This window comes from Methanobrevibacter sp., assembly GCF_045541095.1.
GTDB lineage: Archaea > Methanobacteriota > Methanobacteria > Methanobacteriales > Methanobacteriaceae > Methanocatella.
Window position 1 is genome coordinate 1 of sequence record NZ_JAZQIJ010000234.1, and the last position, 26,075, is coordinate 26,075.

Sequence of the window (26,075 nt, forward strand, 5' to 3'; positions counted from 1 at the left end):
TTGAAACATCTTAAAAATTAAAATAAATATCAAAAATCACATATTATCAAATAAAAATAGATAATTTGATTTTAATCAGTAAACAAATAAATTTAATTTAAGTTAAAATAAAACATGAAACAAAACTATTTCAAATATAAGATAATGATTTCAAGTGTAAATTATAAAGAAAACTAGTGAAAATACGGCCGTATTTAGCTTAAAAAGCATGACTTTTAAAAAATTTATCATAATTTGTAACTAAGACAGAGAGGTGCATTGCAAGTGTAAACAAAATCATGCGACGAGCGAAAATCGAGACATGCATTTCAAGTGTAAAAAAATAAAATTTAAAATTTCAATTTTAAAAAATTTTCAAAAACAGATTACATGAACTAAAATAAAAAAATAAAAGCAAATAAGAGAGATATGTTTCAAGTGTTTACAGTTGAAATATACCCCTTCAGTCTTGAATATATCCGCAAAAACGTTACACTTGAAGAGGACCTCTCCCTCTTTAGATGAACATATCGTTTTCATTGGAAGCAGGTTGCATATCAGGAAGTCTTCCGAATGTTTTGTCAATCAACCAGATACAATGTAATTTTGATTTAAAAACTCTTTTCAAAGTTCTGATGAATGAATCTTTTGTAAGACCATCAAAGAATATTTGATCTGTAATGACAAATTGTTGTAATATGTTTTGATTGATTTGAAGTTCAAAATCAACTAAAAAGTTATTCAATCCAAAATTCAAATCCAGAATGAAATCTTTTTGGATTTCAATGTCAGCTGCCTGCATGAGACTTACATGCTGAGGTGCAACCTGGGTTGCGCAGGCAATAATTATACAATCTTTACCTTTTGGCCTGACAACATCCATTATGTTTTCTTTAGGAAATTCAACTATGAAATGAAAATCAGCATTTTCATCATATTTCATTTCCCTTAAACAATCCTCGTCAAGTAACCATTGTTTTATTTGTTCTTCAATATCCATAGTATCATCATCTAATTTTTATAATAAATTATTTATTTTTTTATTAATATATATAATAAAGTATGATTGAATATAATAAATTAATAAATGATATAATCTTGATGAAAACAAGTAACATTGTTTCATTGAATTTATTTTTGTTTATTATATTAGCATTTGTTTTTTCACTTGCAATTGATGTTGTGGCGGGTGAACTTCCAACAAGAATACATCCTGTTGTTTTGATGGGATCTTTCATATCTTTTTTTAAAAAAATATTTATAAATATTAGAAACAAAATGTCAGGATTGCTATTAGTAGTGTGTTGTATTGCAAGTGTAAGTGTTATATTATATTTAATTTATATTATATCTTCATTGAATGTTGTTTTGTTTTTTATTATATTTTCTGTTTTACTTTCATCATCATATTCAATCAATATGTTGTTAAAGACTGCAATGGATGTTAAAAAGGATTTGGATGAAAGTATTGACAAAGCAAGAAAATCTGTTTCATATCTGGTAAGCAGAAGCACTGATGAGTTGACAGAAGGTTTCATTGTTTCTGCAGTGATTGAAAGTCTCACAGAAAACATAACAGATTCCTATGTTGCTCCGATATTTTATTATGCGATTTTTGGAATAATAATTATTATTTTTGATTTTAACAATCAACTGTTTTATTTGCTGCTGATTCCAATGTTATACAGACTTTTCAATACGCTTGACGCAATGGTAGGATATGAATCTGAAGAGCTTATTCATATAGGATTTTTCCCGGCTAAAATAGATGATGTTCTAAATTACATTCCTTCCAGAATTGCAGGAATATATGTTGTGATTTCGGCCTATTTGTTGAAGTTGAATGGAAAAAACAGCTTTGAAATAATGAGAAGGGATGCCAGAAAATGTCCAAGTCCGAATTCAGGTTATACTATGGCAACAACAGCAGGAGCATTGGATATACAACTGATAAAAAAGGATACTTACATTTTGGGAAATCCAAACAAAAGCATTGATAAAGATGACATTACCAAAGCGGTCAACTTATCAAAATTATCAATTATTTTATTTACTTTAACAATCTTAGTTTTATTAACTGTTGTTTATGTGGTATTATGAAAATTGCAATCGTTTCAGTTTCGGATAAAGGTGAAAAGCTGGCATTTGATATAAAAGAAAAATTGGACAATGATTCAACTGTCATCAAATGTGATATATTCCATAAAAATGTTAAAAAACATTTATCTTTAGCATTTTTTGAATATGATGCCATAATTGCAATTATGGCTTCCGGAATACTGATAAGGTCAATTGCAGCTCTGATTGATTCGAAAGTTACAGACCCAGCTATCATAAATGTTGACGATAATGGAAACTTTGTAATTTCAACATTGTCCGGGCATTTGGGTGGAGCAAATGAATTGACAAACAAAATAGCGAATCTTATTAATGCTACTCCAGTTATAACCACTTCAACAGATGTTAACAAAAAATTAGGTATTGATGTTCTCGCTAAAGATCTTTATTTGAACATTGACAATACAAAAGAAATTTTGCATTTCAACAAGGCAATATTGGAAGGTGAAGAGATTTCACTGTTATTAAATCCAAATAAAAATTTTGATTACTTATTTGAGTATCTTAAAAAGAATACACTTGAAATTCATGTTTCAATAAATTATTCAACTGATGTTAATCCTGATGAAATACATGCATGCATTGATGGGCATGAAATAATCTTAAGAGAAAAAAAGATTGTTGTTGGAATTGGTTGCAGACGTGGAAAGGAATGTGAAAAGATATTGGACGGATTTTTAAAATCAATATATGATTTGAATATCCATAAATCAAGAGTTAATCTGTTAACTTCAGCAGAAATCAAAAAAGACGAAAAGGGAATTTTAAATTTATCTGATTTTTTAGATATTCCAGTCGAATTTGTTGATTTGGATAGATTGAAACTTTTCGAATCAAAAGATGTGCAAAAATCAGAATTTGTAAAATCTAAATTTGGAATATGGGGCGTTTGTGAACCGTCAGCACTGATAATGGCAGGTTTTGATTCAAAACTAATTTATAAAAAAACTTCTTATGATGGTGTGACTATAGCAATTGCCACTTCAAAGTAATAATAAAATAAAAAAAAGTAAAATTAGATGGATTCTAATTTAGAGAGAACTTCCCAAATTAAAGTTCTTGCGTGAACTGGTATATTTGGATCATTACTGATTTCGTCTAATTTGCCTAAAACTGTACTAATCCTTACGGATTGGTCCTGTTCTTCGTCGTTTAATAAATCTTTAGATTCACTTGCTGCTTCTCGAATGTTACGAGGAACAGTGTTATTATCTGAAATATATTCAAGTATATCACATACTTCATCGATAGTTTGATTACTCATAATACTCCTCCAAAAATAATTATATAAAAATAAGTCAAATATATATTAACATTATATTTGTTCGCAATCACTTTAAATATTTTTTGGTAAAATCAAATTTTGTGTAGAAAAATTTATATTAAATTAAAATGAATTATTATACATGTCAGATATAAGCAAAACTACTATTAATTTACCAAAGGATTTGAAAAAAGAATTGAAAAAAATAGCAATCGATGAAGATACTTCATTATCAGGTTTAATCCTTAAAATGATTGAAGAAGGATTAGCCAACAGAAATAAAACTAATGTAATTTCAGATGAAGATTAAATAATATCTTCAACTGAATTTAAACACAATGTAACAAATTGAGTTTTTGCAGATTCCTCCACAAATACTGCAAGAGATTCAGCTTCTTTTAAATTTTCACTTACGCAAATAACACCATGATTTTTTAAAATAAGAACATCATCATCTGCAATATTTTCACCGACACTGTTTGCCAGTTCAATAGTGCCTGGCTTATAATAATCAATTGAAGGTAAATACGGTTTTTTTATTTCTCCAAAACCTTCCAGACGTTTAATTTTCTTATTTGAAAATGCAAATCCGGTCGCATAAGGTGAATGAGTGTGAACTATTCCGTTCACGTCCTGTCTTTTTTTATATATTTCAAGATGCATATTCACTTCAGATGAAGGTTTGCCTTGAGTTAATATGTTTCCATCGAAATCGACAAGCACTATATCCTCCTGTTTAAGGTTTGACAATGACTTTAGGGTCGGTGTTATGGCGATGATGTCACCATATGATCCTTTAATCCTTTTACTAATATTTCCTGATTTGCCTGAAACAAGATTTTTGGCATAAATATTATTTCCAACATCAATAATTTCTTGAATATTCTTTTCCATATAATTCCTCTATAGAAATTTAAAATGCTTATATTGTCCTTTATGAATAACTGGAACTTCCGCAGGGGTCGGTTCAATATTGTGAATTTTTTGAAAACTGGTTTGTGTCTGAAAAGTTCCGGAATTTATTAGGTGAATTCCATTGAATCTTCTATAAGAGTTAACGTGAATATGGCCTGTATGTAAAATATCAGGCACTTCATCAATCACAAGATAATCTTCAAGTTCTGAAGCTAATGGAGTTCTTTCTCCATAAATTGGAGCTAAATGTCTCTTTTTAAGCAGCTCTTCCATTAACAAATCGCTCTTTTCATAAGTGAATTCTTTAACGGCCATTACCAGATCGTCAAAACTACGGCCGTGGTAAATCAGAACGTTTATACCGTCGAGAGAAACAACACCCGGATTTGAAATGAATTCAACGTTGTCGAGTTCATATAATGCTTTTGCATATTCTTCAGGAACAGCAGGCTGCGGTTCAGCAACCCTTGATGCATCGTGGTTTCCTGGAGCAATAATTATCTTGATGTCGCTTCTAATATTTCCTAAAAATTTGGCAGCTTCATTGTATTGCTGTGTAATATCCTTAATTGCGAGTTCCTGGTCCTGGTTTGGATAAACACCAATACCATCCACAATATCTCCACCGATGATGAGATATTTGATATCTTCTGCAACTCTTCTTTGCTCTTCTGTACCGAAATCACAGTTAATCCAGTCAATAAATCTTAAGAATGCATCTTCCAGAAATGTAAGGCTTCCGATGTGCACATCAGACAAAAATACTATTCCAAAGTCCATTTCCTTTTCTGGAACTCTCAAAACTCCAGGGAAAATAATCTGCTGACCGAAAGCAAAGCCTTTATCATCACTTTTGTTAGCTATAACACCAATAACTTCGTCCCTAACAAGTTTTTCTGCATCTGCAAACAGTTCCTCATTGTTTTGGGAAAATAATACTGAAATTGTTCCGGTATCATCTTCCAGTTCAACGATTTTATGGCCGTTTTTACTTGAACGTATTTCACGAACCATCACAATCAAACTTAAACTGTCCATGGAATCGTTAATGTCAGCGATTTTTGTATAGCTTCTGAGTTCTGGTCGTTTTGATAGGATATTTGCCAATTTTTCATATCTGCTTTTGAAATATGCAATCAGGTTTTCAAGTTCACCGCTTGTGTATGATTTTTTACTTGTATCCTGTATGATTTTGAAATCATATTCAACATTTGTCTTGTTTAAATTTCTTTTAAACTGAATTTTTTCGTCTTTTACAGTTTCACTTGTCTGTTCAATTATCTTGTTGACATGTTTTTCAGGCTGATCGCTATCCTTTTTTAGGCTTTCAATTGAAGATACGTTTTCAGGTGTTTTAGGTGGTGTTACCTGTTTTTCGGTTTTTACAGGTTTTGCCTTTGTTTCAATTGGCTTTTGAGGTGTTGAATTTGTTTTTTCAATCTTTTGTGGCGTTTCAATTTTTTTATCAACTTGAGTATCCGGTATTAATGATTTTTGAGAGTTGTCATCATTTTTTTTAGTAATACCAGAAAGCTTATCGACAGTTTCACCACTAACTGAAACTAAATCCTTTGATGAAAATTTATCGCTTTTTAATTTAACTATTAATGTTGATGCAAAATCTAGAGGATTTTCAGCATTAATTACTTTGTTAAAAGCTTCAGGTGATAGGTTTATCCCTTTTTTTGCAAATTTTAATAGAATTTTATTAGTTGACATATTAATTAAAATTTTAATTTTCTATGTTAATAAACTTTGAGAATTTCAATTTGTAAATCAGATATCTTAATGTAAAATTGAAAAATTCATGTGGATTGCATTAAATATAGTTATATTTATTATATATTAAAAATAGATTTTACATTATTATTGTAAATTACATTATAATGATAGTGATAAGATGGCGAATAAGATAGTAAGAATTGTTTTAATCATTGTATTATTTGTTGTATTCTTTGAATTGGGACTTTTCGGTTCATACACAATAGTCACTGCTGAAGCCCCAAATATCCAAGGATTAATAGATATGCAAATTTCAAAAATAACTGGGTTTTTCAGCCCTGAAAAAGTTAATGAAGTTTTGATTAAAGATCCTACTCCTGTTACCATTTCTAATAAAAAAGATATAGCTTTGCGGCTGGAAGAGCTGTCACAAGTGGATGGAATTAATTACGAATCTATAAATGTTACTACATATGAAGACACTGATAATAGTGAATTCAATGTAACAATTGAAGCTTTAGGATACGCTTCTCCAAATTCTACATCCGGACAAATCATTATTAGTCAGGACCCTTCCTATAAAATTATAGCATATGGAAAGGCGGCTTATAAGGGAACAGGTTTGAATGTGGACAGGAATACAGTAACAATTAATTCTGTTTTGAAATTGTACTAGGATGGTATTATGATTAATGTAATAGGGATTGGTCAAAATAGAGAAAACATGACTTTGGGAGCATTAAAAGCTATAGAAGAGTCAGATGTTATAATCGGTTACAAAAAATACATCAACCAAATTGAAGATTTAACAGCCGATAAGGAAATTATCAAAAAAGGTATGGGTGATGAAATATCCAGAGCTGAAATGGCTATTGAAAAAAGTTTGGATGGCCAGACAGTTTCATTGATTAGTTCCGGAGACCCTGGTGTATTTGGAATGGCCAATGTTTTATATCAAATCCTAAGCAAATACTCACAGAACATTGAGGTTAAAGTCTATCCTGGTGTTTCTGCACTGAATTACGCTTCAGCAAAGCTCGGAGCACCTTTACATGATTTTGCCGCTATTAGTTTGAGTAATATCCTAACCCCCTTGTCTGAAATTGAGACAAAGTTAAGGCACGCCCTTGAAGCGAATCTTATAGTTGCCATTTACAATCCTATAAGTAAAACCCGAAAAGAACCGTTCAGACGTTTTAAACAATGTGTAATAGACATTAAAGGCGATGATGCTTTGGTTGGTATTGTGGACAGCACTTATGAACCGGCAAAGGAAACAATTGTTAAGGTTAAGGACTTAACAGAAGACATTGTCAACATGTCATGTACATTGATTGTCGGAAATGACTTAACTTATATTCAGGATGGAAAGCTGATAACTCCTAGAGGATATGTAATCAGGTCTCAAATTCATCCTTTATCACAAAATCATTATGAAAAATTTTTAAATGGCGAAATCCCCCATGGCCCAAACAGGGACTGTGAATTTTATCCATGTCACTATGATGGCCAGTATTGCGATTTCTGCTATTGTCCGTTTTATCCTTGCGGAGACTCTTCTACTGGAGGAAGCTGGATTAAAGGTAAAAATGTCTGGAACTGTAAAGACTGCATGTGGTTGCATGATAAGCAGACAGTTGAATATTTAAGAGAGCCATTGGAAAATCTTTTAGAAGAGGTAGACGATTTAAAATCAAAGAAAAAAAATTTATTGAAGCTTAGAAGAGCTTGTTTATTAAATACAAATCCAAATGATCTTTAGGTGGGTCAAGTGTCAATCAAAAATTTATTAATTGAAATGAAAAACATGTCGGAGCTAATGGTTGATTTAGCTTACTCGGCTATTTTATTTAACAGTAAAGCAGCAGCAGAAGAAGTTCTTGCTTTAGAAAATGAAGTTAATGTAATGAATTATGAAATTAAAAAAGAATCCCTGGTTGCAGCTAGATCATATGAGGATGCAGAAAAATTAACAGCATTGCTCGAAATTGCGGAAGCCGCAGAAAGTATTGCAAATGCTGCCAAGGATTTAGCCGATTTGGTTATTAAAGGTTTTAAACCACATCCAGTATTTAAAATGGTTATGGAAGAATCTGATAAAACTATCGTTAGAGTTGTAGTTGATGAAAATTCAGATTTGGCAAATAATACATTAGGAGATTTGCTTTTAGTTAACCGTACTGGTATGAGAGTTATTTCTATAAGAAGAGGTTCATCATGGATTTATGGACCTGACAAGAAAACTACACTTTTACCTGGTGATACCTTGATATTGAAAGGAACAGATGAAGGTGGAGATTTACTTGAAAAGCTAGCCGCTGGAGCATGTTCACTAGAGGACATTCCGGATGAGCTGGAAGATGAAGACGATTAGATAGAGTGATAAAAATGATTATGGGTAGTGATACTTGTGAAAGACAAACAGAAGAGGATTCGCAGTTCACTATCTATGACTGCATTTTCTGATTTTTTTGAAGATCACAGTTCCACAATAAAAGAAGGTTTAATTGCACTTTTAATTTGTGCTTTTGGTGATTTGATTGCTGGTATAATTCTGGGAAACATGACATTTTTCCTTGAAACTTTTCCAGGACTATTAGTTATTATTCCAGGTGCTATTGGAATGAGGGGAAACATTTTTGGTTCTTTCGCTTCCAGATTATCTACAAACCTGCACATTGGTCTTATTTCACCCGAATTTAAGTTCTCAGAGCAGTTAAACTACAACATATTTTCCTCATTTGTTTTAACATTGGTACTTTCAATCTTTTTGGGAATAGTCGGTAAGTTTTTCTGTTTTGTTTTAAATTATCCATCAATGGGATTGGTCGATTTTATTCTGATATGTACACTTGCCGGAATAATTTCAAATTTGATTATGCTGCCGATTACCATGTTCGTTTCATTTAAAAGTTTTGAACATGGCTGGGATCCGGACAACATTACAAGTCCAATAATTGCGGCATTTGGAGATTTGTTTACTTTACCTGCGATTATTGCTTCAATTTTTATTTTAGGATTGTTAAATGTAAATTTCATTGTTAAATTTGCAGTTTTTGTCTTAATTTTGATTGTAGTTTTAATAGGTTTTGTTCACTGTTACAGATTATCAGATGAGACCAAAACAATTTTGAAACAGTCCACCCCAATACTGCTCTTATGCTCCTTTTTAGGAGGTTCTGCAGGGGGAATTTTAAACAGTTCAGTTGAAACATTGCTTACAAATCCGAGTTTGCTTACTTTGCTTCCATTATTTTCAGGAGAAAGCGGAAGTTTAATAAGTATTTTAGGAGCAAGATTATCTTCCGGTCTTCATTCAGGTTTGATTGAACCTTTAAAGTTGCCAAAGGGAAATACACTTCATAATTTTATAATCTGCTTTATTTTAGGCATTATCATGTTCCCTACAATAGGAATTATAGCTGAAGCATCTTCAATCATATTAAATTCAATCGGTGTTGGTTTTGTAAATATAGTTGAAATTAGTACATTATCCGGCCTTTTATTGATTTTGGTAATGGTCTTTTTGGTTTATTTCATTTCCATTACTTCATATAACCATAATTTGGACCCGGACAATATAGTTATTCCAATTTCAACCAGTGTTACAGATTCAATTTCAAGTCTGATATTAATATCCATATCCCTGCTTATTTTAGGTGCTTTAATCTAATACCAGGCTTTTAGGATTAAATCACAATCATTGGTTCTGAAATAATCATAATTCAGGCCGTTGATTTTAAACGATTTCGGAACGGATATCAATACAGCCTTGGGTTTTGGTTTGTCGAAATGAATGAATACGACGGCACTTGTATCATCATAAAAGTTAATTTCATCATTGAGATGGATTATATCGCTTTGTGGAGATTGCCAGTATCTAGATTTGACGACTCTTGTGGTATCTACCATATAGCGTAAATCACTTTTCTCATTTTTATCAACAATCAGATAGTAATCGGAGTTCTTTAGATTACCTTTAAATATTTTGAAATAATTGCAGCTATGGGAATCCTGTTTATGGCCATGATTGCATTTTCCGGGAATTTTAAAATCATTTATGACATATTTTTTAAAAAAATCACATTTTACCAGACGATGCGCTGAAAAAACATTTCCTTTTTCATCTGTGTCACCTATTTTTACACTTGAAATGCTACTCTCCAACGGAACCAGTTCAATCGATGTTTTAACTTTTGAGTCAAATAATCTTTCGCTAACAAGTTTTTTGTAATTTTTATTAAGTGCAAGAAATTTCTGATATGAAACGCTGTTCGATATTGTTTCTTCATGCTCATTTCCTATTGCAAGGCCGGGAGTTCCCTTCCCATATTCATGCCAGTTTTCAGGGATTCCAGGATTGTTGATTAGATTGTCTATTACTTCACTTATCAATATTTCAGTGTTTTCAGCTTCATTTGCTTCAATTGCCTTCTGGTTCATTGATTGGGATAGATTTAAAACCACAGCTCCAATCATCATAACGACAATCATTACGATTGCTATTTCGATTGCAGCGTTTCCCCTACTGTCCATCGTCATCACCCAATCCATATTTTTTCCTGTGGGAACTATCTAAAATCAGACTGTTAATGTCAAGTTTGTCTATTTTTTGGCCTGTATAATGGTCATGGAAAATTACATGGTCTGAACAGGAGATTGAATCGTTCGTAAGTGGCGTATGCGGTTGGATAAAGACTTCCATTCCATAATGTGGGCATGTTCCCTTTCCCTCCAGTCTGCATAAATAACAGCTTCCGTCAGCGCTTTCATGAAAATATCCTTTATCAAGACAGTCATCCAATACTCCGGGATCTCCATGGTGAGTGTATGGGTCATATGGGCATTTCTTGATTGTCAGTGGTGTGGTTGCAAATGCGTATGAAAAGGGTGAGTCCAAATCTCTGAGCTTCAAATAACGGGTTAGCGCATTTTTATAGTTCATTTTGTCTCCCATTATAAAGATTCCTGATGCCACACCCAATTTGGCAATAGGCAATGGGTCTCTCAGCCCTTCAATCGAAACGTTTTTTTCAACAATCTTGCTGAAGTGATTGTTATCCTTTATAATGTTCAATTTGACCTTGAACAGTACTTTCCATGGGCTGTCTGTGCTTTCGACAGCAACCGTATCGGAATGTATTTCAATGTCATATTTCTCTTTAAACTCTTCATTTTTAGCATTCAATTTTTTGTTTAGATATTTCTTGATTTGATCTTCACTATCCATCAGTTTAAACGTTTTAAAAACCTTGTCACACGCATCTTCGAGTGACTGTCTACCTAAAACCTCTATATTATTTGAGTAGTCATCCACAATATATTTGAAATTATCATTCTCCTGAGAATCGATATTTTCATTTTCAATATAATTTATGGTCGTAAAAACAAAAACTGCAATTAACAACAATGTTGCTATCAGTATAACAGTAGTACCTAGTATTAAATTACCATTCGAATCGATTTTCATTATTAGAAATATGGTGAGAATTCATAAGTTTATTTTTGAAGTGCGACTGTATGAAAAGGTGCAATTATGTTATTACATATTTGCAAATATCCTAAAATGAGTAATAAAAAAAATACTTATTTATATTATTGAATCAATATTATACATATTGAAAATATATGGAGGATTTACATGTCTGATACTGTAAGAACATGGCGTCATATACAACAAAGATATAATCTTGTTGGTTCAAAATGTACCACATGTGGTGAATTATTTTTCCCATCTCGTGTTGTCTGTCCTAATTGCAGAAGAAAAGGAAATCTAGAGCCATTCCAATTTAGTGGAAAAGGTAAAATATATACCTATTCCGTAATTAGATCAGCACCAGACGATTTCAAAAAATCAGCACCTTATGCAGTTGCAGTAATTGAACTTGAAGAAGGTGCAAAATTAACATCCCAGCTTGTAGACTGTGATGTTGATGATATTGAAATTGGTGACGATGTAGAAATGGTATTTAGAAGAATCAGAGAGGATGGAAAAGACGGAGTAATCTCTTATGGATATAAATTCAAAGTTATCAAATAATACCGCTGTTATTTTAGTAAGTCATGGAAGTACTTTACCTTATGCTGAAGAAACTTTCACACAAATAAAAGACAAATTTATTAAAAAAACAGGAATAGCAACAGAAATAGGATACATGAAAGTGTCTGAGCCTACTATTTCAGGAGCGGTTGAAATACTAAAGGAACAGGTCGATGATTTAGATAAAATCATTGCACTTCCTGTATTTTTAGCTCCGGGGATACATACCAATATTGATATACCAACTCTGTTAGGTTTAGAACCTTTGGAAGTTGATCCGAGATGTCCTGATGGAAATTATCCGCCTGAACATTACTTATCAATAGCCGATGATGTTGATTTTGACGGCGAAATAATGTTATTGGGCCCAATCGGACCGCGTGATGAACTTTTGGATATCATTGATAAAAGAATTGAGGAAGCTTTAAAGGAATCTGAATTGGCTGATGAAGCAAAAACCGGAATTTTACTTGTAACCCATGGTTCAAGATTAAACTATAACAAGGAATTTGCTACTGAATTGTACAATAAGTTCGAAAAGACTTGTGATTTGCCATCAAGTTTTGGATTTATGGAACTGTGCGGACCTAGCATACCGGAATCAATCAATAAATTAGTCGATGAGAACGATTTGGAAAGATTAGTTGTTGTACCGATATTTATAGCTCCTGGAATGCATACAACTCACGATATTCCACATATTTTAGGATTTTTGGAAGCTCATGAGCATGAACATTCCCATTCACACGGACACGGTCATGACCATACCCATGATTTGACTCCTGTAGAGTTCGACGGGGAAATTCTTTATCCGGAACCTATTAAGGCCGATGATATTTTAATAGATATTTTGGTTGCTATGATAGATGAAAAATTATAATTTTTCATATTTTTTTTGAAAAATTATTTTTTCAAGATAACTTAAAAATATTTAACTCAAAAATTAATTATAATCAATTAACGGATGATAAAATATGTCTGAAAAAACAGGAATCTTACTTTTAAGCCACGGTTCTAGATTGGATGATGGTGAAGAAGTAATTAAAGCTTATAAAGAAATGTATAAAGAAGAATTTCCAGATATGCCTGTTGAATATGGGTTTATGGAAATCAGAAAGCCGGGCATACCGGAAACTATCAACAAATTAACTTCTGAAAACGATTTGGAAAAAATCATTGTTGTACCTGTATTTGTAGCTCATGGATTGCATACAAAAAGGGACATTCCAGGAATGCTTGGTATTGAAAGTGATTTTGACCCTGAATCTGTCGAGGGCCATGGTCACGGGCATCATCATCACCACCATCACGGACACGATGATCACGGCCATGGACACGGTCACGGACATCATCATCACCACCATCATGATGATGAAGAGGAAAGCTTTGAATTTGATGGTGAAATCGTTTTAACCGATCCTCTTGGAATCGACAAACGTATGTATGAAATAATAAAAGACAGAGTTTCAGAGCACTTATAGCTCTGAAATTTATTTACTTTTTTTGAATAACTATATTTATTTTAAAGTTTATACTAATATTCATGACAATAAAAGTCTCAGATATTGGTGAAAAAGAACTTATTCGCTATATTATCGCTAATTCTAAACATATAACTCCTGATGACACGGCCATTACCCAATTTAGTGATACTAACTTAATTTCCACTTGTGACATGCTCATCCAATCAAGGCACTTTCCAGACAACATGTCTTATTTCAACATGGGATTTAAGTCGGTTACAGTTAATGTGAGTGACCTTGCGGCCATGGGGGCTAAACCAATCGGATTTTTACTTGCAATTGCCATGCCAAAGGATTTGGATGTTGATTCTTTTAAAGAAATTATTCAAGGAGTCCTTGAAGCCTGCTATTTCTATTCAATTCCGCTGATTGGTGGGGATACAAATGAGGCATCTGAAATTATTATTTCGGGTACTGCCCTTGGAGTATGCGAGAATCCTTTGATGAAAGATACCTATGGAAAAGGTGACTTGATAGCCGTCACAGGAGATATTGGCCTTGCCGCACTCGGTTTTGAACTGGAAACTTTGGATAATATTTACACTAACAAGGCCTTAAAACCTATTGCCAGAGTTAAGGAAGGTCAGATTTTAAAGGATTTTGCAACTTCAGCCACTGATATTACAGATGGACTTGCAAGCGAACTGTATGAGATTAAAAAGGATAATTTTGGATTCATGATTTATGAAGATTTGCTGGGCATTTCTGATGAGTATAAACAGATTTGTGAAAATCTGGGACTTGATTATTTGGATAAGATTTTTCATGTAGGCGAGGATTTCGAATTGCTTTTCACCATTTCAAAAGATAATTTGGATACACTGGCTATTGACTATAAGGTGATTGGTGAAGTTACAGATTCCGATGTGGTTGAATTAACATTGGAAAACGGTTTTGTTGAAAGAATTGAAAACAGGGGTTATGAGCATTATGTTAGTGAGTAATGATTTGTATAAGAAAAGTTCAAAGACACAAAAAATCAGATGCGAGATTTGCGCAAACTATTGTAAAATTGCCGATGGCAAATCTGGAATCTGCAGACAGCACAAAAATATTAACGGGGAACTTTTTGATGAATCATACGGGATTGTTTCTTCATTGAGTCCAGATCCTATTGAAAAAAAGCCTCTTTATCATTTTCTACCTGGCACATTTACCTATTCAATAGGGGGTTTTGGATGCAACATGACATGTTTGCATTGCCAGAACTATATGATCTCACAGGAGTATGATAAAAATTCCCTGGGTATTGAAATAACACCAGAGGGCATTGTGGAAAATGCACTTAGATACGATTGCAAGTCAATTGCTTGGACATATAATGAACCTACCATACACATGCCATTCAACAAAAAAACTTCTCTTTTGGCAAAAAGCAAAAACTTGAAAATCATCTACGTAACAAACGGATACTTTTCGGATAAGTCAACAGAAGAAATTTTAACATTTGTCGATGCATTCAACATAGATTTAAAATCAATGTCACAAAAGTTTTATAAAAAAGTATGCGGCGCCGATTTGGACATAGTTTTGGATAATATCAGAAGAGTTTATCTTGAAGGGAAACATTTGGAAATAACAAATTTATTGATAAATGACCATAATGATTCTGAAGATGAGATTTCTGAATTATGTGATTTTGTTGTCGATGAGTTGGCTCCTGAAGTTCCGGTTCATTTCACACGAGCATTTCCATATTATAAAATGAATGATATTTCACCAACAAATCCTGAAATATTGTATAAAGCAAAAGAAATAGCAAAAAATAAGGGGATAAAAAATATCCACTTGGGAAATATCTAAAAATTAATTGATTGGTCTTTTTGAATAGGATGTCCTTTCCATGCTTGCACACTTGTCCATTCTGCAGATGGAGAGTTCCAAAACGGATCATCGTCTCTTAATCCTAATGGTAAAAATACGGTACAGCAGAAGTAAAGGCTTCCAGTATTGATGTCACTTTCAGAAATGTCTATTTGTGAACCGTTTACTCCGACAAGCAACCAGCCATTGGCGGAAAAGTTCTGATTTTCAGCAAATTGTTTTCTAATAACTGCTGTTAGTGCAGACCTGACCTGAGCCGGATTAATGTTTCTAGGCAATATTTTCAACAGTGCCGCCTGTGAAAGCAGGTGGAAAACTCCGCAACGATATGACAGGCATTGGCCTAAAAGAGGATAGGTTGCATCCGGTGAAATTATCCTTTCCAGCTGTGAAGCTAATCTGGATGATCTCATTAACTGGACATCTAAAAATTCACCCTCACTGAGTCCATATTTCCTCATTACTTTAAGGATGTCATTCAACATAGGGTGGATTACTAGGCTGTTGAAATATCCTACAGTAAACTGTGAACCATCAGAATAGATTCCATCTCCCATATATAGCTCATCTATAAATTTGCGAATACCGTAGCTTAAACGTTCTTTATCACATTCGCCTGTAAATTCCAGAAGTGCGGCTTCAATCATGGATGTAAATAACAGCCAATGATTTTCATAAGGTGCTATAACCCTGGTATTTTTGAGCTCACGAATAATTCTTGCCTGATCATCCATTTGTAAATTGAGCCAGATTTGATTTTTGGATCTAAGTAACCCTTGTGCAAATAGAGCAACATCCACTAATGACTGTTTAGGTTCGACAGCAAAAATATAATCATTGTTGTTCGGATTTACTGCATTGGAAATAGCTTTTATTGTCACGCGAATGTATTTTTCACGAAGAATACCTTCTTCAGTATTGTCCGGTCCAAGTTCCAACCATGGAGCAATTCCATTGAATACCCGTGCAAACGCTTCAAGGTATGAGAATTTTTGCCCTTCAGGGCTTGTGGATTCGTAAGGCATGTTTTTCCTTAAACTACCTTTTGATAAGTTATTTAAAACAGGATAAGTTATTTTCTGTAAAATTGAAATCCAATAATCCCTATCTTCCCAGGTTGGGGTTTCTTCCTCTACAATAGGGGGTTCGTTTTTTTTAAATCTATCCAAAAATGAGCTCATAATATTAGTATGTCTAATATTATATATAAATATTAAAATCAGTTAAAAATTGCATTTTTTTCATTATGGGACTAACTTATATATTTTATAAAATACATATATTTATCATTATTAAGAGGTTAAAAATATGCCAACAATGTCTGAAAAAATATTAGCTAAAGCAGCCGATAAAAGTAATGTTGAAGCTGGAGATATAGTTATAGCTGATATTGATGTAGCTATGATACATGATTTAACTGGACCTCTTTCAGTAGAATCTTTTGAAAAAATTGGTACTGAAAAGGTTTGGGATCCATCAAAAATAGTCATTCCTTTCGATCATCAGGTTCCAGCAGACTCAATTGATTCAGCCAACAATCATCTCATCATGAGAAACTTTGTTAAACAGCAAGGAATAGAAAATTTTTATGATGTAAATGCAGGTGTTTGCCATCAGATACTTCCGGAAATGGGTCATGTTGTACCTGGGGAAGTTATTGTTGGGGCTGATTCTCATACATGTACTCATGGTGCCTTAGGTGCATTTTCAACCGGTATTGGTTCAACCGACATGGCTATGGTATTTGCTGAGGGCAATTTGTGGTTTAAAGTCCCTGAAACAAATCGTTTTGAAATAACCGGCGAACTCCAGAATAATGTTTATGCCAAAGATGTGATTTTGAATATCATCGGCCAGGTAGGTGCTGACGGTTCAACTTACAAGGCATGTGAATTTGCTGGTGAGACAGTATCAAACATGAGCATATCTGAAAGGATGGTTTTATGCAATATGGCTATTGAAATGGGTGGAAAGACAGGTTTGGTAGAGCCTGATAAAAAAACTATTGATTATGTTGAAAAACGCTCAAATAAACCATATCAGATTTTTAAGACAGATTTGGATTCCTCGTCTCTTAATATAATAGATATTGATGTGAGTGATTTGGAGCCTCAGGTTGCCTGTCCTCATCATGTCGATAATGTTTGTTCAGTAAGTGAAGTCGACCAAGAGATTGACCAGGTATTTTTAGGATCCTGCACTAACGGCAGGTTAAGTGATTTAAGAGTTGCTGCAAAAATATTAAAAGGAAATAAAGTAGCAAAAGATACTCGAATGCTTGTAATTCCAGCATCCAGGGAAGTTTACACAAAAGCCCTCGATGAAGGATTAATTAAAATATTTGTCGAAGCTGGAGCGCTTGTTTCCGCTCCTTGTTGCGGTCCATGTCTTGGAGGACACACAGGAATTATAGGTCCTGGAGAGGTAAGCCTTTCTACTTCAAACAGAAACTTTAAAGGAAGACAAGGTTCACCTGACGGTAAAGTTTATTTATCCTCTGCTGCTGTAGCTGCCGCTTCAGCAATTGAAGGAAAAATTGTTGCACCGGAGTGATATTGTGAAAGGAACTGCATGGAAATTTGGAGACGATATTGACACAGATATCATTGTTCCCGGAAGATATTTAATATATACTGATGAAAAAAGATTGGCCGAGCATTGTATGGAAGGTTTGGATGCAGAATTTAATCAAAAATGTAAAAAAGGAGATTTTATTGTAGCCGGAAGGAATTTTGGTTGCGGATCTTCTCGTGAACATGCACCGATCGCACTTAAGGGAGCCGGAGTTTCTGCAGTCATAGCAGAGTCATTTGCAAGAATCTTTTATAGGAATGCAACCAATGTCGGCGTTCCCCTCTTGGAAGCTCCTGGAATTTCACAACTGGTAGAAAATCAAGAGGAAATTGAAGTTGATATGGACAAAGGCATAATAACAAATGAGAATGGCGAGTCAATAACTTTTAAGAAGTTACCTCCATTCATGTTAGAAATATTGGAGCAAGGTGGTTTGATTGAGTACCTCAAAAACAAAAGATAAATATCAGATAGCCGTCGTTCCCGGTGATGGAATTGGAAAGGAAGTTATGGAAGCGGCGATTTTCGTTCTTGATGCTTTGGATATTGATTTTGATTATGTTTATGGCGAAGCCGGAGATGAATGTCTTGAAAAAACAGGCACAGCCCTTCCGGGCGAAACCCTTGATATCATTCGCAATGCAGATGCATGCCTATTCGGTGCGGCCGGTGAAACTGCAGCGGACGTAATTGTTAAAATACGTCAAGAGATGAAGATGTTTGCCAACTTAAGGCCGGTAAAGGCGTATCCTAATACAAATGCATTGTCTGAAAATATCGATTTCATGATTGTTCGGGAAAATACAGAAGGTATGTATATTGCTGATGAAGAGGAATATACTGATGAAGGAGCTGTAGCAAGACGTATCATAACACGTGAAGCTGAAAGCCGTATAATTGATTTTGCATTCAATTATGCACGTGAAAACGATAAATCTAAGGTAACAGCTGTTCACAAGGCCAATGTTCTTAAAAAAAGCGATGGTTTGTTTAAAGAAATTTTCTATGAAGTTGCTAAGGATTATCCTGATATAGCAACCGAGGACTTTTATGTGGATGCAACCGCAATGTATCTCATCACTCAGCCGGAATCCTTCGAGGTCATAGTAACCACAAATCTCTTTGGAGATATCCTATCAGATGAAGGGGCCGGTTTGGTTGGTGGTCTCGGTTTGATACCTTCCGCCAATATTGGTTTGGATGGCGCATTGTTTGAACCTGTTCACGGTTCAGCACCTGATATAGCCGGTCAGGGAAAAGCAAATCCGATAGCAATGATGCTGTCAAGCGTAATGATGCTAAGATACATTGGAGAAAATGAAGCTGCTGACAAATTGGATGCAGCAATATTGAAAGTATTAAATGATGCTAATATTTTAACTGGTGATTTGGGCGGAAACGCTTCCACTATGGAGGTTGCTCAGGCAGTTAAAGATTATTTATAAAACTTAATGGAGCAGAAGAATATGGATTTCAAAAAATTGACAAGAATGCAATTAGCGGCACTATTTATCATATTCATTATGGTAGTTAGTGGGGTAGCAGGATTCTTACTTATTATATTTGGATAAAATAAAAAGAGGTAGTTTAAATGGTAAAATATGAAATTGCAGCAGTTGTTGCAGAATTTAATTATGATATAACTCAGATGATGTTAGAATTAGCTCAAGCAGAAGCTAAAAATAGGGACTGCGAAATTACAAAAGTAGTTGCTGTTCCAGGCGTATTTGATATGCCGCTTGTAATTAAAAAATTATTACAAAAAGACGAATATGATGCAATCATCACTTTAGGTGCCGTAATTGAAGGCGCAACTGACCACGATCAAATCGTGGCACAACACGCTTCTCGTAAAATTGCAGATTTAGCACTTGAATATGATACTCCTGTAGCTTTAGGTATTACAGGACCTGGAATGACCAGATTAGATGCACACAGACGTGTCAAAAACGCAAAAAGTGCAGTTGAAGCAGCTATTAAAATGTGCGACAGATTAAAAGAACTTGAAGAAGACTAAATTTAGTGATTCGATGGAAATTTTAAAACCTAATGAATTAAGAGAAAAATTTCAAGATCCATGGATTGCACCATATGAGAAAGTTTTAACCATGGTTGACGGCGATAAGGTTGAAATCGTCGAGTATCATCCATGTATTTCCGGGTCTCATTGGTTGTTAAATCAATACAGAAACAATTCAGAACTAATTGATTCAGCTTATCGTGATGGAAACAAACATGTTTACTCATGCCACGTAGGTTCAGCTCCATTGGACCTGAAAGCCAGTTTTAATGCTGCAGGCATTGATGAAATCGTCGTTGATGGTGATGAGGTCAAGGTAACCCATGCCGGCCTTGCAGGCGCAGGCGTTGGAGCTGGAATGTGTAGAGGAATGGGTGATGGTGTTAAATATGTTGAACTGATTGAAGTTGGCGGAGGTTCAAAAGCCGGAAAAGCAACAGTTGTTACTCCCAAACTTGAAAAGGTAGTAATTGGTGTTGATGATACAGATACCAAAGATGCTGGCGCTACCTGGACTATGGCACATAACTTGGGCGTAGAGCTTGCCGGTGAAGGCTTTGAATATTTGGACCACATCATTGTCCAATTGTATCCACACAACCCTCACAAGACCCAAAACTGTGTTTCAATAGCATTGACCTTTGCAGTTGAGCAGTCCAAAAAAGAGGATTTAATTAATAGGGTAATTGAAATCCTTAAAAGGGATACATTATCTGATAAAACTGCAATAGCTATTTTGGAAGGGTTGGATATTCCTGAAAAATTAAGGGAATATTCCATTGCAACAAAATCAGGAATGATGGATGTTGAAACTGCAGAAAAAGTTGCTCAAGAATTAAATATTCCTCTGATTGCCGTTACAGGCGAACAGGGAAAAGTAGGTGCTCTTGCAGCTCTTGGACTTTATAATGATGTTGAAGAAGCTGTAAAAGCATATGACAAAAAATAATCTAAGAAATTTTTCTTAGATTTTACTATTTTTTTTAATCACTTGTATTTTCAACATCGTTAATGTATATATTTAAGAAATTGCCTTGATCTGACCTTACGAACTGTTTTATGGAAGTGTTGTTTCTATCCACGAATTTTATTTCAAAATTATGGCCATCATATGTGAAATTACAGTCACTGAATGTGTTGTTTGTGTAATCCACTGATTTGACCAGCTCATCATTTACAGTGATGGAATATGTGGAGTTGTCCCTGAATATTCCAAATGAGTTTGCAATTGATTCATTGTCCATGAACACTTCAAAGTTACAGCCCATTTTATCCCTTGAGGAAATTGTTAATTTTTCTATTGTGGTTGTGTTTTCACTTTCATAACTGTGAAGAACTCCCACACCTTCAAATATTTCTTTCAAACGGCTGTTTTGAATTACAGAGCCTGTTTGGATATCCAGTGCTTTTCTAGCTTCATTGGATAGTCTTATGATATCACTCTCTCCTGAACGAGTATCATTTATAGTATATGTAGAACCTGAAATGACCATTGTATCGTTTGTTTTGATACCTAATGTCATCATTGCATCTGATGGCATTCTAATCTGGTCCGATTCATTTTCGATTGCTGAATCTATTGTGTATGGTCCTCTTACGGTGATTGCATTATCCCTTGGAGAGTCATCAGCATAAATAATCAAGTTTCTTGAGTTCGGTTCAATGGATAATACTCCGTTTTCGAAGTGCGCTGCACCAATGAATGTTGATATCATCAAAAGGAGAATGATTATTGAAATTATCAGTGGAAAGTGAATTTTAACAAAGGATTTTATCATATTTCTTTTTGGTGTCTTTCTGAACATTCTGAGTGATTTAATAATGACTTTTATAATGTAATATAAAGACACGATAATACCGATCAGTGTGAGTACTGCCGCAACGGCCACAGGAACAAACCTAACGAAAAATACAGTAAATATACTTAAAATAACAAGTGATAAACCGACAATGGCCATTCTGATATCGTATCCGATTTCATCAATCATTGTCACTCTTCCGTACTTGTTTGCACGGTTTATGATTGTTCTTACAACTTCATTGGCCATCAAATGCAGATCTGCCAATGGAGACATGTCATGCTGGATTGCACCGATGTCGACTTCAGTAATTGAGATTCCCAAAACATCAGCGTCAATGACGATTCCTACATCCACTCCATAATCCACTTCAAAATTAATCCTTTTTAGAACTTCCTTACGTGCCGCAAACTGACCGCTTAAAGGCTGTTCGAATGAAATTTCCGGAAAGAAAAAGTTTAGTAAAGGTTTTGCGGTAAGTTCGGTTACACGGCCGCTTTCACGTGCGAATTTGGTTTTTGTAATGTCGGTTTTGCCTTCCAGAATAGGCATTATCATGGCTTCTACCTTTTTGGCTGTCAAGTTGTAAATGTCAGCATCGATAAAAGCTATGATGTCGCACTCGGCCTCTTTAAAACCTGTATTTAAGGCTTCACCTTTTCCTTTATTAGTTTCATGGTTGATTACTACGGCTCCGGCTTTAATAGCTTCCTCTTCGGTATTGTCACTTGATCCATCATTTACAACTATGATTTCATCTACAAACGACACCTTTTTGATTACTCCAACCACTTTGGCTACAGTATCCTCTTCATTATATGCCGGTATGATAACTGAAACCTTTTGATATTTTGGTTTCTTGTTGCTATTTATACTAGCCAGCAAGAAAGTGAGTATTACAAAAAACCAATACACTTACATTCACCATGAAATAATTTAATTATTTTTATTTATATTTTAATTCGTATTTAAATAGTTTCATTTTCAAGATAAAAAAATTTAAATTATTTTTAATCTTAATTATTTATTATAAATTTTAAATAAAGGATTGTAATTTCAATGATAATAGAAACACTTCAAAAGGAATTAAATCTGGCCCGTTGGCAGGTTGAAAAGGTAATCAAATTAATCGATGACGGAAATACTATACCTTTCATTTCCAGATATAGAAAAGATGTTACAGGTTCTTTAAACGATGAAACCTTAAGGAAATTCGATGAACGATTGAAATATCTTAGAAATCTTGAGGATAAAAAGCAAAAAATCTTGAAACGAATAGAAGAGCTTGGAAAATTAGATGATGATTTGAAAAATCGGATTTTCAATGCCGGTTCACTTGTTGAGCTTGAGGATTTGTACCGGCCGTATAAAAGCAAAAAACAGACAAGGGCAACAAAAGCTAAAGAAAAAGGTCTGGAGCCTTTAGCTAAAATAATAATGGCACAGGACCTTAAAAAACCTGTTAAACAGATAGCAAAAAGTTATGTAACTGATGAGGTAAAGACTCCCGAAGAGGCAATTCAGGGAGCTCAGGACATTATTGCAGAAATAATTTCAGACAATTCCGATTTCAGAAAAAAAATAAGACAAAACACTTTTTACACTGGTCAGATTACATCCAAGGTGAAGGACAAGGAAATATCCAACGAATATGACATATATCATAATTACTCCGAAAAAGTTAAAAGAATTCCTCCACACAGGATTCTGGCAATTAACCGGGCTGAAAACGAGGGTGTCATAAAGGTCAAAATCGAGTGTGATTCCGATGATATTATAAAGTATCTCAACAGACACACCTTAAGGAATGTCTCCAGGGTTCCTGAAAAAATAGAATACAACAGGTATACAACACCACTCATTAAGGAAGCTATCGAAGACTCATATAAGAGGCTGATTTCACCAGCAATCGAGCGTGAAATCAGAAATTATCTGACTGAAAAGGCTGAAGAAAAATCAATTGAAGTGTTTGCACAGAATCTAAATCAGGTTTTGATGGAATCTCCTTTGGTGGGAAAGGTGATTTTAGGTTGGGATCCGGCCTTCAGGACCGGCTGCAAGCTTGCAATAATTGATGAAACCGGTAAGGTTTTGGATACAGAATTGATTTTCCCGACCGAACCGCAAAACAAGGTGAAAGAATCAATAAAAACCGTCCGTGAACTTATTAAAAAATATGATATTAATGTCATTGCCATCGGAAACGGTACGGCCTCCAGGGAATCTGAAGAGGTGGTAGCTGAAATTATTAAAGGAACTGATGTTGAATATATCATTGTCAATGAGGCCGGCGCATCAGTTTATTCAGCTTCAAAACTTGCAGATGAGGAGTTTCCTGACTTTTCAGAAGGGGAACGCAGTGCCGTTTCAATTGCAAGGAGACTTCAGGATCCTTTGGCCGAGCTTGTAAAGATAGATCCTAAGTCCATTGGTGTCGGTCAGTATCAGCATGACATGAACCAGAAACAGCTTTCAGAGTCCTTGGACGGAGTTGTTGAAAAGGTAGTTAATGAAGTTGGTGTTGACTTGAATACCGCATCATACAGCCTGCTAAATCATGTTTCAGGAATCGGAAAAACAACCGCAAAAAACATAATTGAATACAGGGATGAAAACGGAAGCTTTTCCAATAGAAAAGAGCTGTTAAATGTAAAAAAATTAGGTAAAAAAACCTATGAGCAGTGTGCGGGTTTTGTAAAGATTGACAATCCGGACTATCCTCTTGACAATACCACAATTCATCCGGAATCATATGCGGTAACTCAAAAGCTGTTGGATAAGTTGAATTATACTGTTAATGACATAGGTTCTGAAAAATTAAAGCTTGATAATCTGGATTTGGAAGCTATTTCAAGTGATTTGGATGTAGGTATGGAAACTTTAAAGGATATCGTTTCAGAACTTAAAAAACCCGGCCGTGATCCTCGTGAGGATATGCCAAAACCGATTTTAAGAAAAAATGTCTTGTCAATTGAAGATTTGGAAATCGGAATGATAATGCAGGGAACAGTTCGAAACATCGTTGATTTTGGTGCATTTGTCGATATAGGTGTTCATCAGGACGGTTTGGTTCATATATCACAGCTTGTTGAAAACAGATATGTAAAACATCCTTTAGACATAGTCAGTGTCGGAGAAATTGTTGACGTTAAGGTTCTTGATGTGGATGTAAATAGAAATAGAATCAATTTATCGATGATAATTTAAATATTTAAACATCAATATTATATAATGATATAAAATTAATTTTGTAGAAGGGATCGAATGACACCAAAGATAATGATTATTCTTGGAAGTGGTTCAGATATTGCTGTTGCTGAGAAAGCTATGGACGTGTTGGACAAACTTGAAATACCTTACAGTTTAAAAATTGCTTCCGCTCACAGAACTCCTGATTTGATTCGAGAAATAGTTCGTCAGGCTAGTGATGCTGGAATTGAAGTATTCATTGGAATTGCAGGCCTGGCCGCACATTTGCCGGGGTCTATTGCGGCTTATACGCCAAGGCCGGTCATCGGAGTTCCTGTAGATGTTAAAACTGGAGGTTTAGATGCATTGCAGTCTATTGTCCAGATGCCTTATCCGTCCCCTATAGCAACTGTTGGAATAGACAGGGGAGATAATGCGGCAATATTGGCTGCCCAGTTTATAGGACTTCATGATGAAGAGGTTCGACAGAAGGTAATAGAACTTAGAAAGGGTTATGCTTTAAAAGTCTATAACAGCAATGAGGAAATTGTTCAAAAAATCGACAGACCATACATTCAAAATGACTTTTTAAGAATTAAAAATTTGGAAATCGATGAAATAAAAGTGGATAGCGATGCTGGTGAATGCTGCAAAAATAAGGATGCAGATGTTGCAATAATTGTCGGAAGACAAACCGACCTGCCGACAGCCAAAAAGCTAACTACAATATTGGACAGGCTTAAGATTTCACATGACACAAAAGTCGTTTGCCCAATAAGATCTACCAAAAAATTCACTAACTACGTTAAATCAATGGAAAATGCTAAAATTTTCATTGGAATCAGTTCAAATTCATCACAGGTTACAGGAGGAATTGTCGGCCTTACTGACAGGCCGGTGATAGGTGTGCCATGTACCAATGAAAACAATGATGATTATATGCTCACTACCGTAAGCATGCCTCCGGGCGTGCCGGTAGCTACTGTTGGAATAAATAACGGTAAAAATGCCGCAGTTCTTGCAGGAGAAATTTTCGGTATTGATGATCCGACAATGACAGGGCTTTTAGAAAAATTAAAAGATAAAAAAATCAATTTATAGGGATATT

General features: G+C 34.5%; 27 protein-coding genes. 19 read left to right on the forward strand and 8 right to left on the reverse strand.

Annotation, left to right across the window (positions count from 1 at the left end; translation table 11 throughout):
• Positions 1-496: 496 nt before the first annotated feature.
• Positions 497-979 carry a DUF2299 domain-containing protein gene (locus ACKI2P_RS10005; protein WP_407377279.1) on the reverse strand — a complete coding sequence of 161 codons (483 nt, stop codon included), beginning with the start codon at positions 977-979 and terminating at the stop codon, positions 497-499.
• 101 nt (positions 980-1,080) lie between these two features.
• Between ACKI2P_RS10005 and ACKI2P_RS10010 the strand changes: the two genes are divergently transcribed.
• Complete coding sequence (locus tag ACKI2P_RS10010; RefSeq protein WP_407377326.1) at positions 1,081-2,079, forward strand: cobalamin biosynthesis protein; 999 nt, start codon at positions 1,081-1,083, stop codon at positions 2,077-2,079.
• Entirely contained in the window at positions 2,076-3,089 is a 1,014-nt protein-coding gene (locus tag ACKI2P_RS10015; RefSeq protein WP_407377280.1) for a cobalt-precorrin 5A hydrolase, read from the forward strand. The genes ACKI2P_RS10010 and ACKI2P_RS10015 overlap by 4 nt, the downstream gene beginning before the upstream one ends.
• A 23-nt stretch (positions 3,090-3,112) precedes the next feature.
• On the opposite strand, the gene ACKI2P_RS10020 is transcribed toward ACKI2P_RS10015, so the two are convergent.
• Entirely contained in the window at positions 3,113-3,361 is a 249-nt protein-coding gene (locus ACKI2P_RS10020) for a UPF0147 family protein (protein WP_407377281.1), read from the reverse strand.
• A gap of 142 nt (positions 3,362-3,503) precedes the next feature.
• On the opposite strand from ACKI2P_RS10020, the gene ACKI2P_RS10025 reads away from it, so the two are divergent.
• Positions 3,504-3,671: a Met repressor gene (locus ACKI2P_RS10025; RefSeq protein ID WP_407377282.1), complete on the forward strand. Its 168-nt coding sequence runs from the start codon at positions 3,504-3,506 to the stop codon at positions 3,669-3,671.
• Here ACKI2P_RS10025 and ACKI2P_RS10030 read toward each other — a convergent pair.
• A complete protein-coding gene (locus ACKI2P_RS10030; protein ID WP_407377283.1) occupies positions 3,668-4,255 on the reverse strand; it encodes a class II aldolase/adducin family protein in 588 nt (195 codons plus the stop codon). The genes ACKI2P_RS10025 and ACKI2P_RS10030 overlap by 4 nt on opposite strands.
• Before the next feature lie 9 nt (positions 4,256-4,264).
• On the reverse strand, positions 4,265-5,995 hold the full coding sequence (locus ACKI2P_RS10035; protein ID WP_407377284.1) for a DNA-directed DNA polymerase II small subunit: 1,731 nt from the start codon (positions 5,993-5,995) through the stop codon (positions 4,265-4,267).
• A gap of 181 nt (positions 5,996-6,176) precedes the next feature.
• On the opposite strand from ACKI2P_RS10035, the gene ACKI2P_RS10040 reads away from it, so the two are divergent.
• Genes ACKI2P_RS10040 through ACKI2P_RS10055 form a run of 4 tightly spaced genes read left to right on the forward strand, consistent with a single transcriptional unit; the run spans position 6,177 to position 9,671 of the window.
• A complete protein-coding gene (locus tag ACKI2P_RS10040; RefSeq protein WP_407377285.1) occupies positions 6,177-6,674 on the forward strand; it encodes a hypothetical protein in 498 nt (165 codons plus the stop codon).
• A 9-nt stretch (positions 6,675-6,683) separates the two neighbouring features.
• Entirely contained in the window at positions 6,684-7,760 is a 1,077-nt protein-coding gene (gene cobJ, locus ACKI2P_RS10045; RefSeq protein ID WP_407377286.1) for a precorrin-3B C(17)-methyltransferase, read from the forward strand.
• A 9-nt stretch (positions 7,761-7,769) separates the two neighbouring features.
• A complete protein-coding gene (locus tag ACKI2P_RS10050; RefSeq protein WP_407377287.1) occupies positions 7,770-8,372 on the forward strand; it encodes a potassium channel family protein in 603 nt (200 codons plus the stop codon).
• A gap of 36 nt (positions 8,373-8,408) precedes the next feature.
• Positions 8,409-9,671, forward strand: a complete 1,263-nt coding sequence (locus ACKI2P_RS10055) for a magnesium transporter (RefSeq protein WP_407377288.1) — start codon at positions 8,409-8,411, stop codon at positions 9,669-9,671.
• On the opposite strand, the gene ACKI2P_RS10060 is transcribed toward ACKI2P_RS10055, so the two are convergent.
• Both ACKI2P_RS10060 and ACKI2P_RS10065 read right to left on the reverse strand, forming a co-directional pair.
• Complete coding sequence (locus tag ACKI2P_RS10060) at positions 9,668-10,534, reverse strand: TadE/TadG family type IV pilus assembly protein (RefSeq protein WP_407377289.1); 867 nt, start codon at positions 10,532-10,534, stop codon at positions 9,668-9,670. The two genes, ACKI2P_RS10055 and ACKI2P_RS10060, sit on opposite strands and share 4 nt — an antisense overlap.
• A complete protein-coding gene (locus ACKI2P_RS10065; protein ID WP_407377290.1) occupies positions 10,524-11,468 on the reverse strand; it encodes a hypothetical protein in 945 nt (314 codons plus the stop codon). Before ACKI2P_RS10065 ends, ACKI2P_RS10060 begins: the two co-directional genes overlap by 11 nt.
• 171 nt (positions 11,469-11,639) lie before the next feature.
• Between ACKI2P_RS10065 and ACKI2P_RS10070 the strand changes: the two genes are divergently transcribed.
• The 5 genes from ACKI2P_RS10070 (at position 11,640) to amrS (ending at position 15,364) form a co-directional block, all read left to right on the forward strand.
• A complete protein-coding gene (locus ACKI2P_RS10070; protein ID WP_407377291.1) occupies positions 11,640-12,038 on the forward strand; it encodes a Zn-ribbon domain-containing OB-fold protein in 399 nt (132 codons plus the stop codon).
• Positions 12,010-12,918, forward strand: a complete 909-nt coding sequence (cfbA, locus tag ACKI2P_RS10075; RefSeq protein WP_407377292.1) for a sirohydrochlorin nickelochelatase — start codon at positions 12,010-12,012, stop codon at positions 12,916-12,918. Before ACKI2P_RS10070 ends, cfbA (ACKI2P_RS10075) begins: the two co-directional genes overlap by 29 nt.
• A 94-nt stretch (positions 12,919-13,012) precedes the next feature.
• Positions 13,013-13,519 carry a sirohydrochlorin nickelochelatase gene (gene cfbA / locus ACKI2P_RS10080; protein ID WP_407377293.1) on the forward strand — a complete coding sequence of 169 codons (507 nt, stop codon included), beginning with the start codon at positions 13,013-13,015 and terminating at the stop codon, positions 13,517-13,519.
• A gap of 62 nt (positions 13,520-13,581) precedes the next feature.
• Positions 13,582-14,505 (forward strand): thiamine-phosphate kinase, encoded by a 924-nt coding sequence (gene thiL / locus ACKI2P_RS10085; protein ID WP_407377294.1) that lies wholly within the window; start codon positions 13,582-13,584, stop codon positions 14,503-14,505.
• Positions 14,492-15,364 carry an AmmeMemoRadiSam system radical SAM enzyme gene (gene amrS, locus ACKI2P_RS10090; protein ID WP_407377327.1) on the forward strand — a complete coding sequence of 291 codons (873 nt, stop codon included), beginning with the start codon at positions 14,492-14,494 and terminating at the stop codon, positions 15,362-15,364. Before thiL ends, amrS begins: the two co-directional genes overlap by 14 nt.
• Here the strand turns inward: amrS and ACKI2P_RS10095 are convergent.
• Positions 15,361-16,566: a DUF2264 domain-containing protein gene (locus ACKI2P_RS10095; protein WP_407377295.1), complete on the reverse strand. Its 1,206-nt coding sequence runs from the start codon at positions 16,564-16,566 to the stop codon at positions 15,361-15,363. The genes amrS and ACKI2P_RS10095 overlap by 4 nt on opposite strands.
• Positions 16,567-16,693: 127 nt before the next feature.
• Here ACKI2P_RS10095 and hacA point away from each other — a divergent pair, with 127 nt between their 5' ends.
• From hacA to mmp11, 5 genes are all read left to right on the forward strand, one after another.
• Positions 16,694-17,938: a homoaconitase large subunit gene (gene hacA / locus ACKI2P_RS10100; protein ID WP_407377296.1), complete on the forward strand. Its 1,245-nt coding sequence runs from the start codon at positions 16,694-16,696 to the stop codon at positions 17,936-17,938.
• Between the two features lie 4 nt (positions 17,939-17,942).
• Positions 17,943-18,422: a 3-isopropylmalate dehydratase small subunit gene (locus tag ACKI2P_RS10105; protein ID WP_407377297.1), complete on the forward strand. Its 480-nt coding sequence runs from the start codon at positions 17,943-17,945 to the stop codon at positions 18,420-18,422.
• The gene (locus ACKI2P_RS10110) at positions 18,397-19,404 is read left to right on the forward strand and encodes an isocitrate/isopropylmalate family dehydrogenase (protein ID WP_407377298.1); all 1,008 of its coding nucleotides are present in this window, start codon (positions 18,397-18,399) and stop codon (positions 19,402-19,404) included. Before ACKI2P_RS10105 ends, ACKI2P_RS10110 begins: the two co-directional genes overlap by 26 nt.
• 146 nt (positions 19,405-19,550) lie before the next feature.
• Positions 19,551-19,976: a 6,7-dimethyl-8-ribityllumazine synthase gene (gene ribH / locus ACKI2P_RS10115; protein ID WP_407377299.1), complete on the forward strand. Its 426-nt coding sequence runs from the start codon at positions 19,551-19,553 to the stop codon at positions 19,974-19,976.
• A 13-nt stretch (positions 19,977-19,989) separates the two neighbouring features.
• Complete coding sequence (gene mmp11 / locus ACKI2P_RS10120) at positions 19,990-20,928, forward strand: methanogenesis marker protein 11 (RefSeq protein ID WP_407377300.1); 939 nt, start codon at positions 19,990-19,992, stop codon at positions 20,926-20,928.
• Positions 20,929-20,962: 34 nt separating this feature from the next.
• Here mmp11 and ACKI2P_RS10125 read toward each other — a convergent pair whose 3' ends face one another.
• Entirely contained in the window at positions 20,963-22,693 is a 1,731-nt protein-coding gene (locus ACKI2P_RS10125) for a glycosyltransferase (protein ID WP_407377301.1), read from the reverse strand.
• Between the two features lie 144 nt (positions 22,694-22,837).
• On the opposite strand from ACKI2P_RS10125, the gene ACKI2P_RS10130 reads away from it, so the two are divergent.
• Complete coding sequence (locus ACKI2P_RS10130) at positions 22,838-24,985, forward strand: Tex family protein (protein ID WP_407377302.1); 2,148 nt, start codon at positions 22,838-22,840, stop codon at positions 24,983-24,985.
• Positions 24,986-25,042: 57 nt separating this feature from the next.
• On the forward strand, positions 25,043-26,068 hold the full coding sequence (purE, locus tag ACKI2P_RS10135) for a 5-(carboxyamino)imidazole ribonucleotide mutase (protein WP_407377303.1): 1,026 nt from the start codon (positions 25,043-25,045) through the stop codon (positions 26,066-26,068).
• Positions 26,069-26,075 lie beyond the last annotated feature (7 nt).

What these genes read in the sequence shown, in the direction of transcription:
- ACKI2P_RS10005 (WP_407377279.1), bottom strand. Translation starts at nt 979, where the DNA reads ATGGATATTGAAGAACAAATAAAACAATGGTTACTTGACGAGGATTGT.
- ACKI2P_RS10010 (WP_407377326.1), top strand. Translation starts at nt 1,081, where the DNA reads ATGAAAACAAGTAACATTGTTTCATTGAATTTATTTTTGTTTATTATA.
- ACKI2P_RS10015 (WP_407377280.1), top strand. Translation starts at nt 2,076, where the DNA reads ATGAAAATTGCAATCGTTTCAGTTTCGGATAAAGGTGAAAAGCTGGCA.
- ACKI2P_RS10020 (WP_407377281.1), bottom strand. Translation starts at nt 3,361, where the DNA reads ATGAGTAATCAAACTATCGATGAAGTATGTGATATACTTGAATATATT.
- ACKI2P_RS10025 (WP_407377282.1), top strand. Translation starts at nt 3,504, where the DNA reads ATGTCAGATATAAGCAAAACTACTATTAATTTACCAAAGGATTTGAAA.
- ACKI2P_RS10030 (WP_407377283.1), bottom strand. Translation starts at nt 4,255, where the DNA reads ATGGAAAAGAATATTCAAGAAATTATTGATGTTGGAAATAATATTTAT.
- ACKI2P_RS10035 (WP_407377284.1), bottom strand. Translation starts at nt 5,995, where the DNA reads ATGTCAACTAATAAAATTCTATTAAAATTTGCAAAAAAAGGGATAAAC.
- ACKI2P_RS10040 (WP_407377285.1), top strand. Translation starts at nt 6,177, where the DNA reads ATGGCGAATAAGATAGTAAGAATTGTTTTAATCATTGTATTATTTGTT.
- cobJ (WP_407377286.1), top strand. Translation starts at nt 6,684, where the DNA reads ATGATTAATGTAATAGGGATTGGTCAAAATAGAGAAAACATGACTTTG.
- ACKI2P_RS10060 (WP_407377289.1), bottom strand. Translation starts at nt 10,534, where the DNA reads ATGGACAGTAGGGGAAACGCTGCAATCGAAATAGCAATCGTAATGATT.
- ACKI2P_RS10065 (WP_407377290.1), bottom strand. Translation starts at nt 11,468, where the DNA reads ATGAAAATCGATTCGAATGGTAATTTAATACTAGGTACTACTGTTATA.
- ACKI2P_RS10070 (WP_407377291.1), top strand. Translation starts at nt 11,640, where the DNA reads ATGTCTGATACTGTAAGAACATGGCGTCATATACAACAAAGATATAAT.
- cfbA (WP_407377292.1), top strand. Translation starts at nt 12,010, where the DNA reads ATGGATATAAATTCAAAGTTATCAAATAATACCGCTGTTATTTTAGTA.
- cfbA (WP_407377293.1), top strand. Translation starts at nt 13,013, where the DNA reads ATGTCTGAAAAAACAGGAATCTTACTTTTAAGCCACGGTTCTAGATTG.
- thiL (WP_407377294.1), top strand. Translation starts at nt 13,582, where the DNA reads ATGACAATAAAAGTCTCAGATATTGGTGAAAAAGAACTTATTCGCTAT.
- amrS (WP_407377327.1), top strand. Translation starts at nt 14,492, where the DNA reads ATGTTAGTGAGTAATGATTTGTATAAGAAAAGTTCAAAGACACAAAAA.
- ACKI2P_RS10095 (WP_407377295.1), bottom strand. Translation starts at nt 16,566, where the DNA reads ATGAGCTCATTTTTGGATAGATTTAAAAAAAACGAACCCCCTATTGTA.
- hacA (WP_407377296.1), top strand. Translation starts at nt 16,694, where the DNA reads ATGCCAACAATGTCTGAAAAAATATTAGCTAAAGCAGCCGATAAAAGT.
- ribH (WP_407377299.1), top strand. Translation starts at nt 19,551, where the DNA reads ATGGTAAAATATGAAATTGCAGCAGTTGTTGCAGAATTTAATTATGAT.
- mmp11 (WP_407377300.1), top strand. Translation starts at nt 19,990, where the DNA reads ATGGAAATTTTAAAACCTAATGAATTAAGAGAAAAATTTCAAGATCCA.
- ACKI2P_RS10130 (WP_407377302.1), top strand. Translation starts at nt 22,838, where the DNA reads ATGATAATAGAAACACTTCAAAAGGAATTAAATCTGGCCCGTTGGCAG.
- purE (WP_407377303.1), top strand. Translation starts at nt 25,043, where the DNA reads ATGACACCAAAGATAATGATTATTCTTGGAAGTGGTTCAGATATTGCT.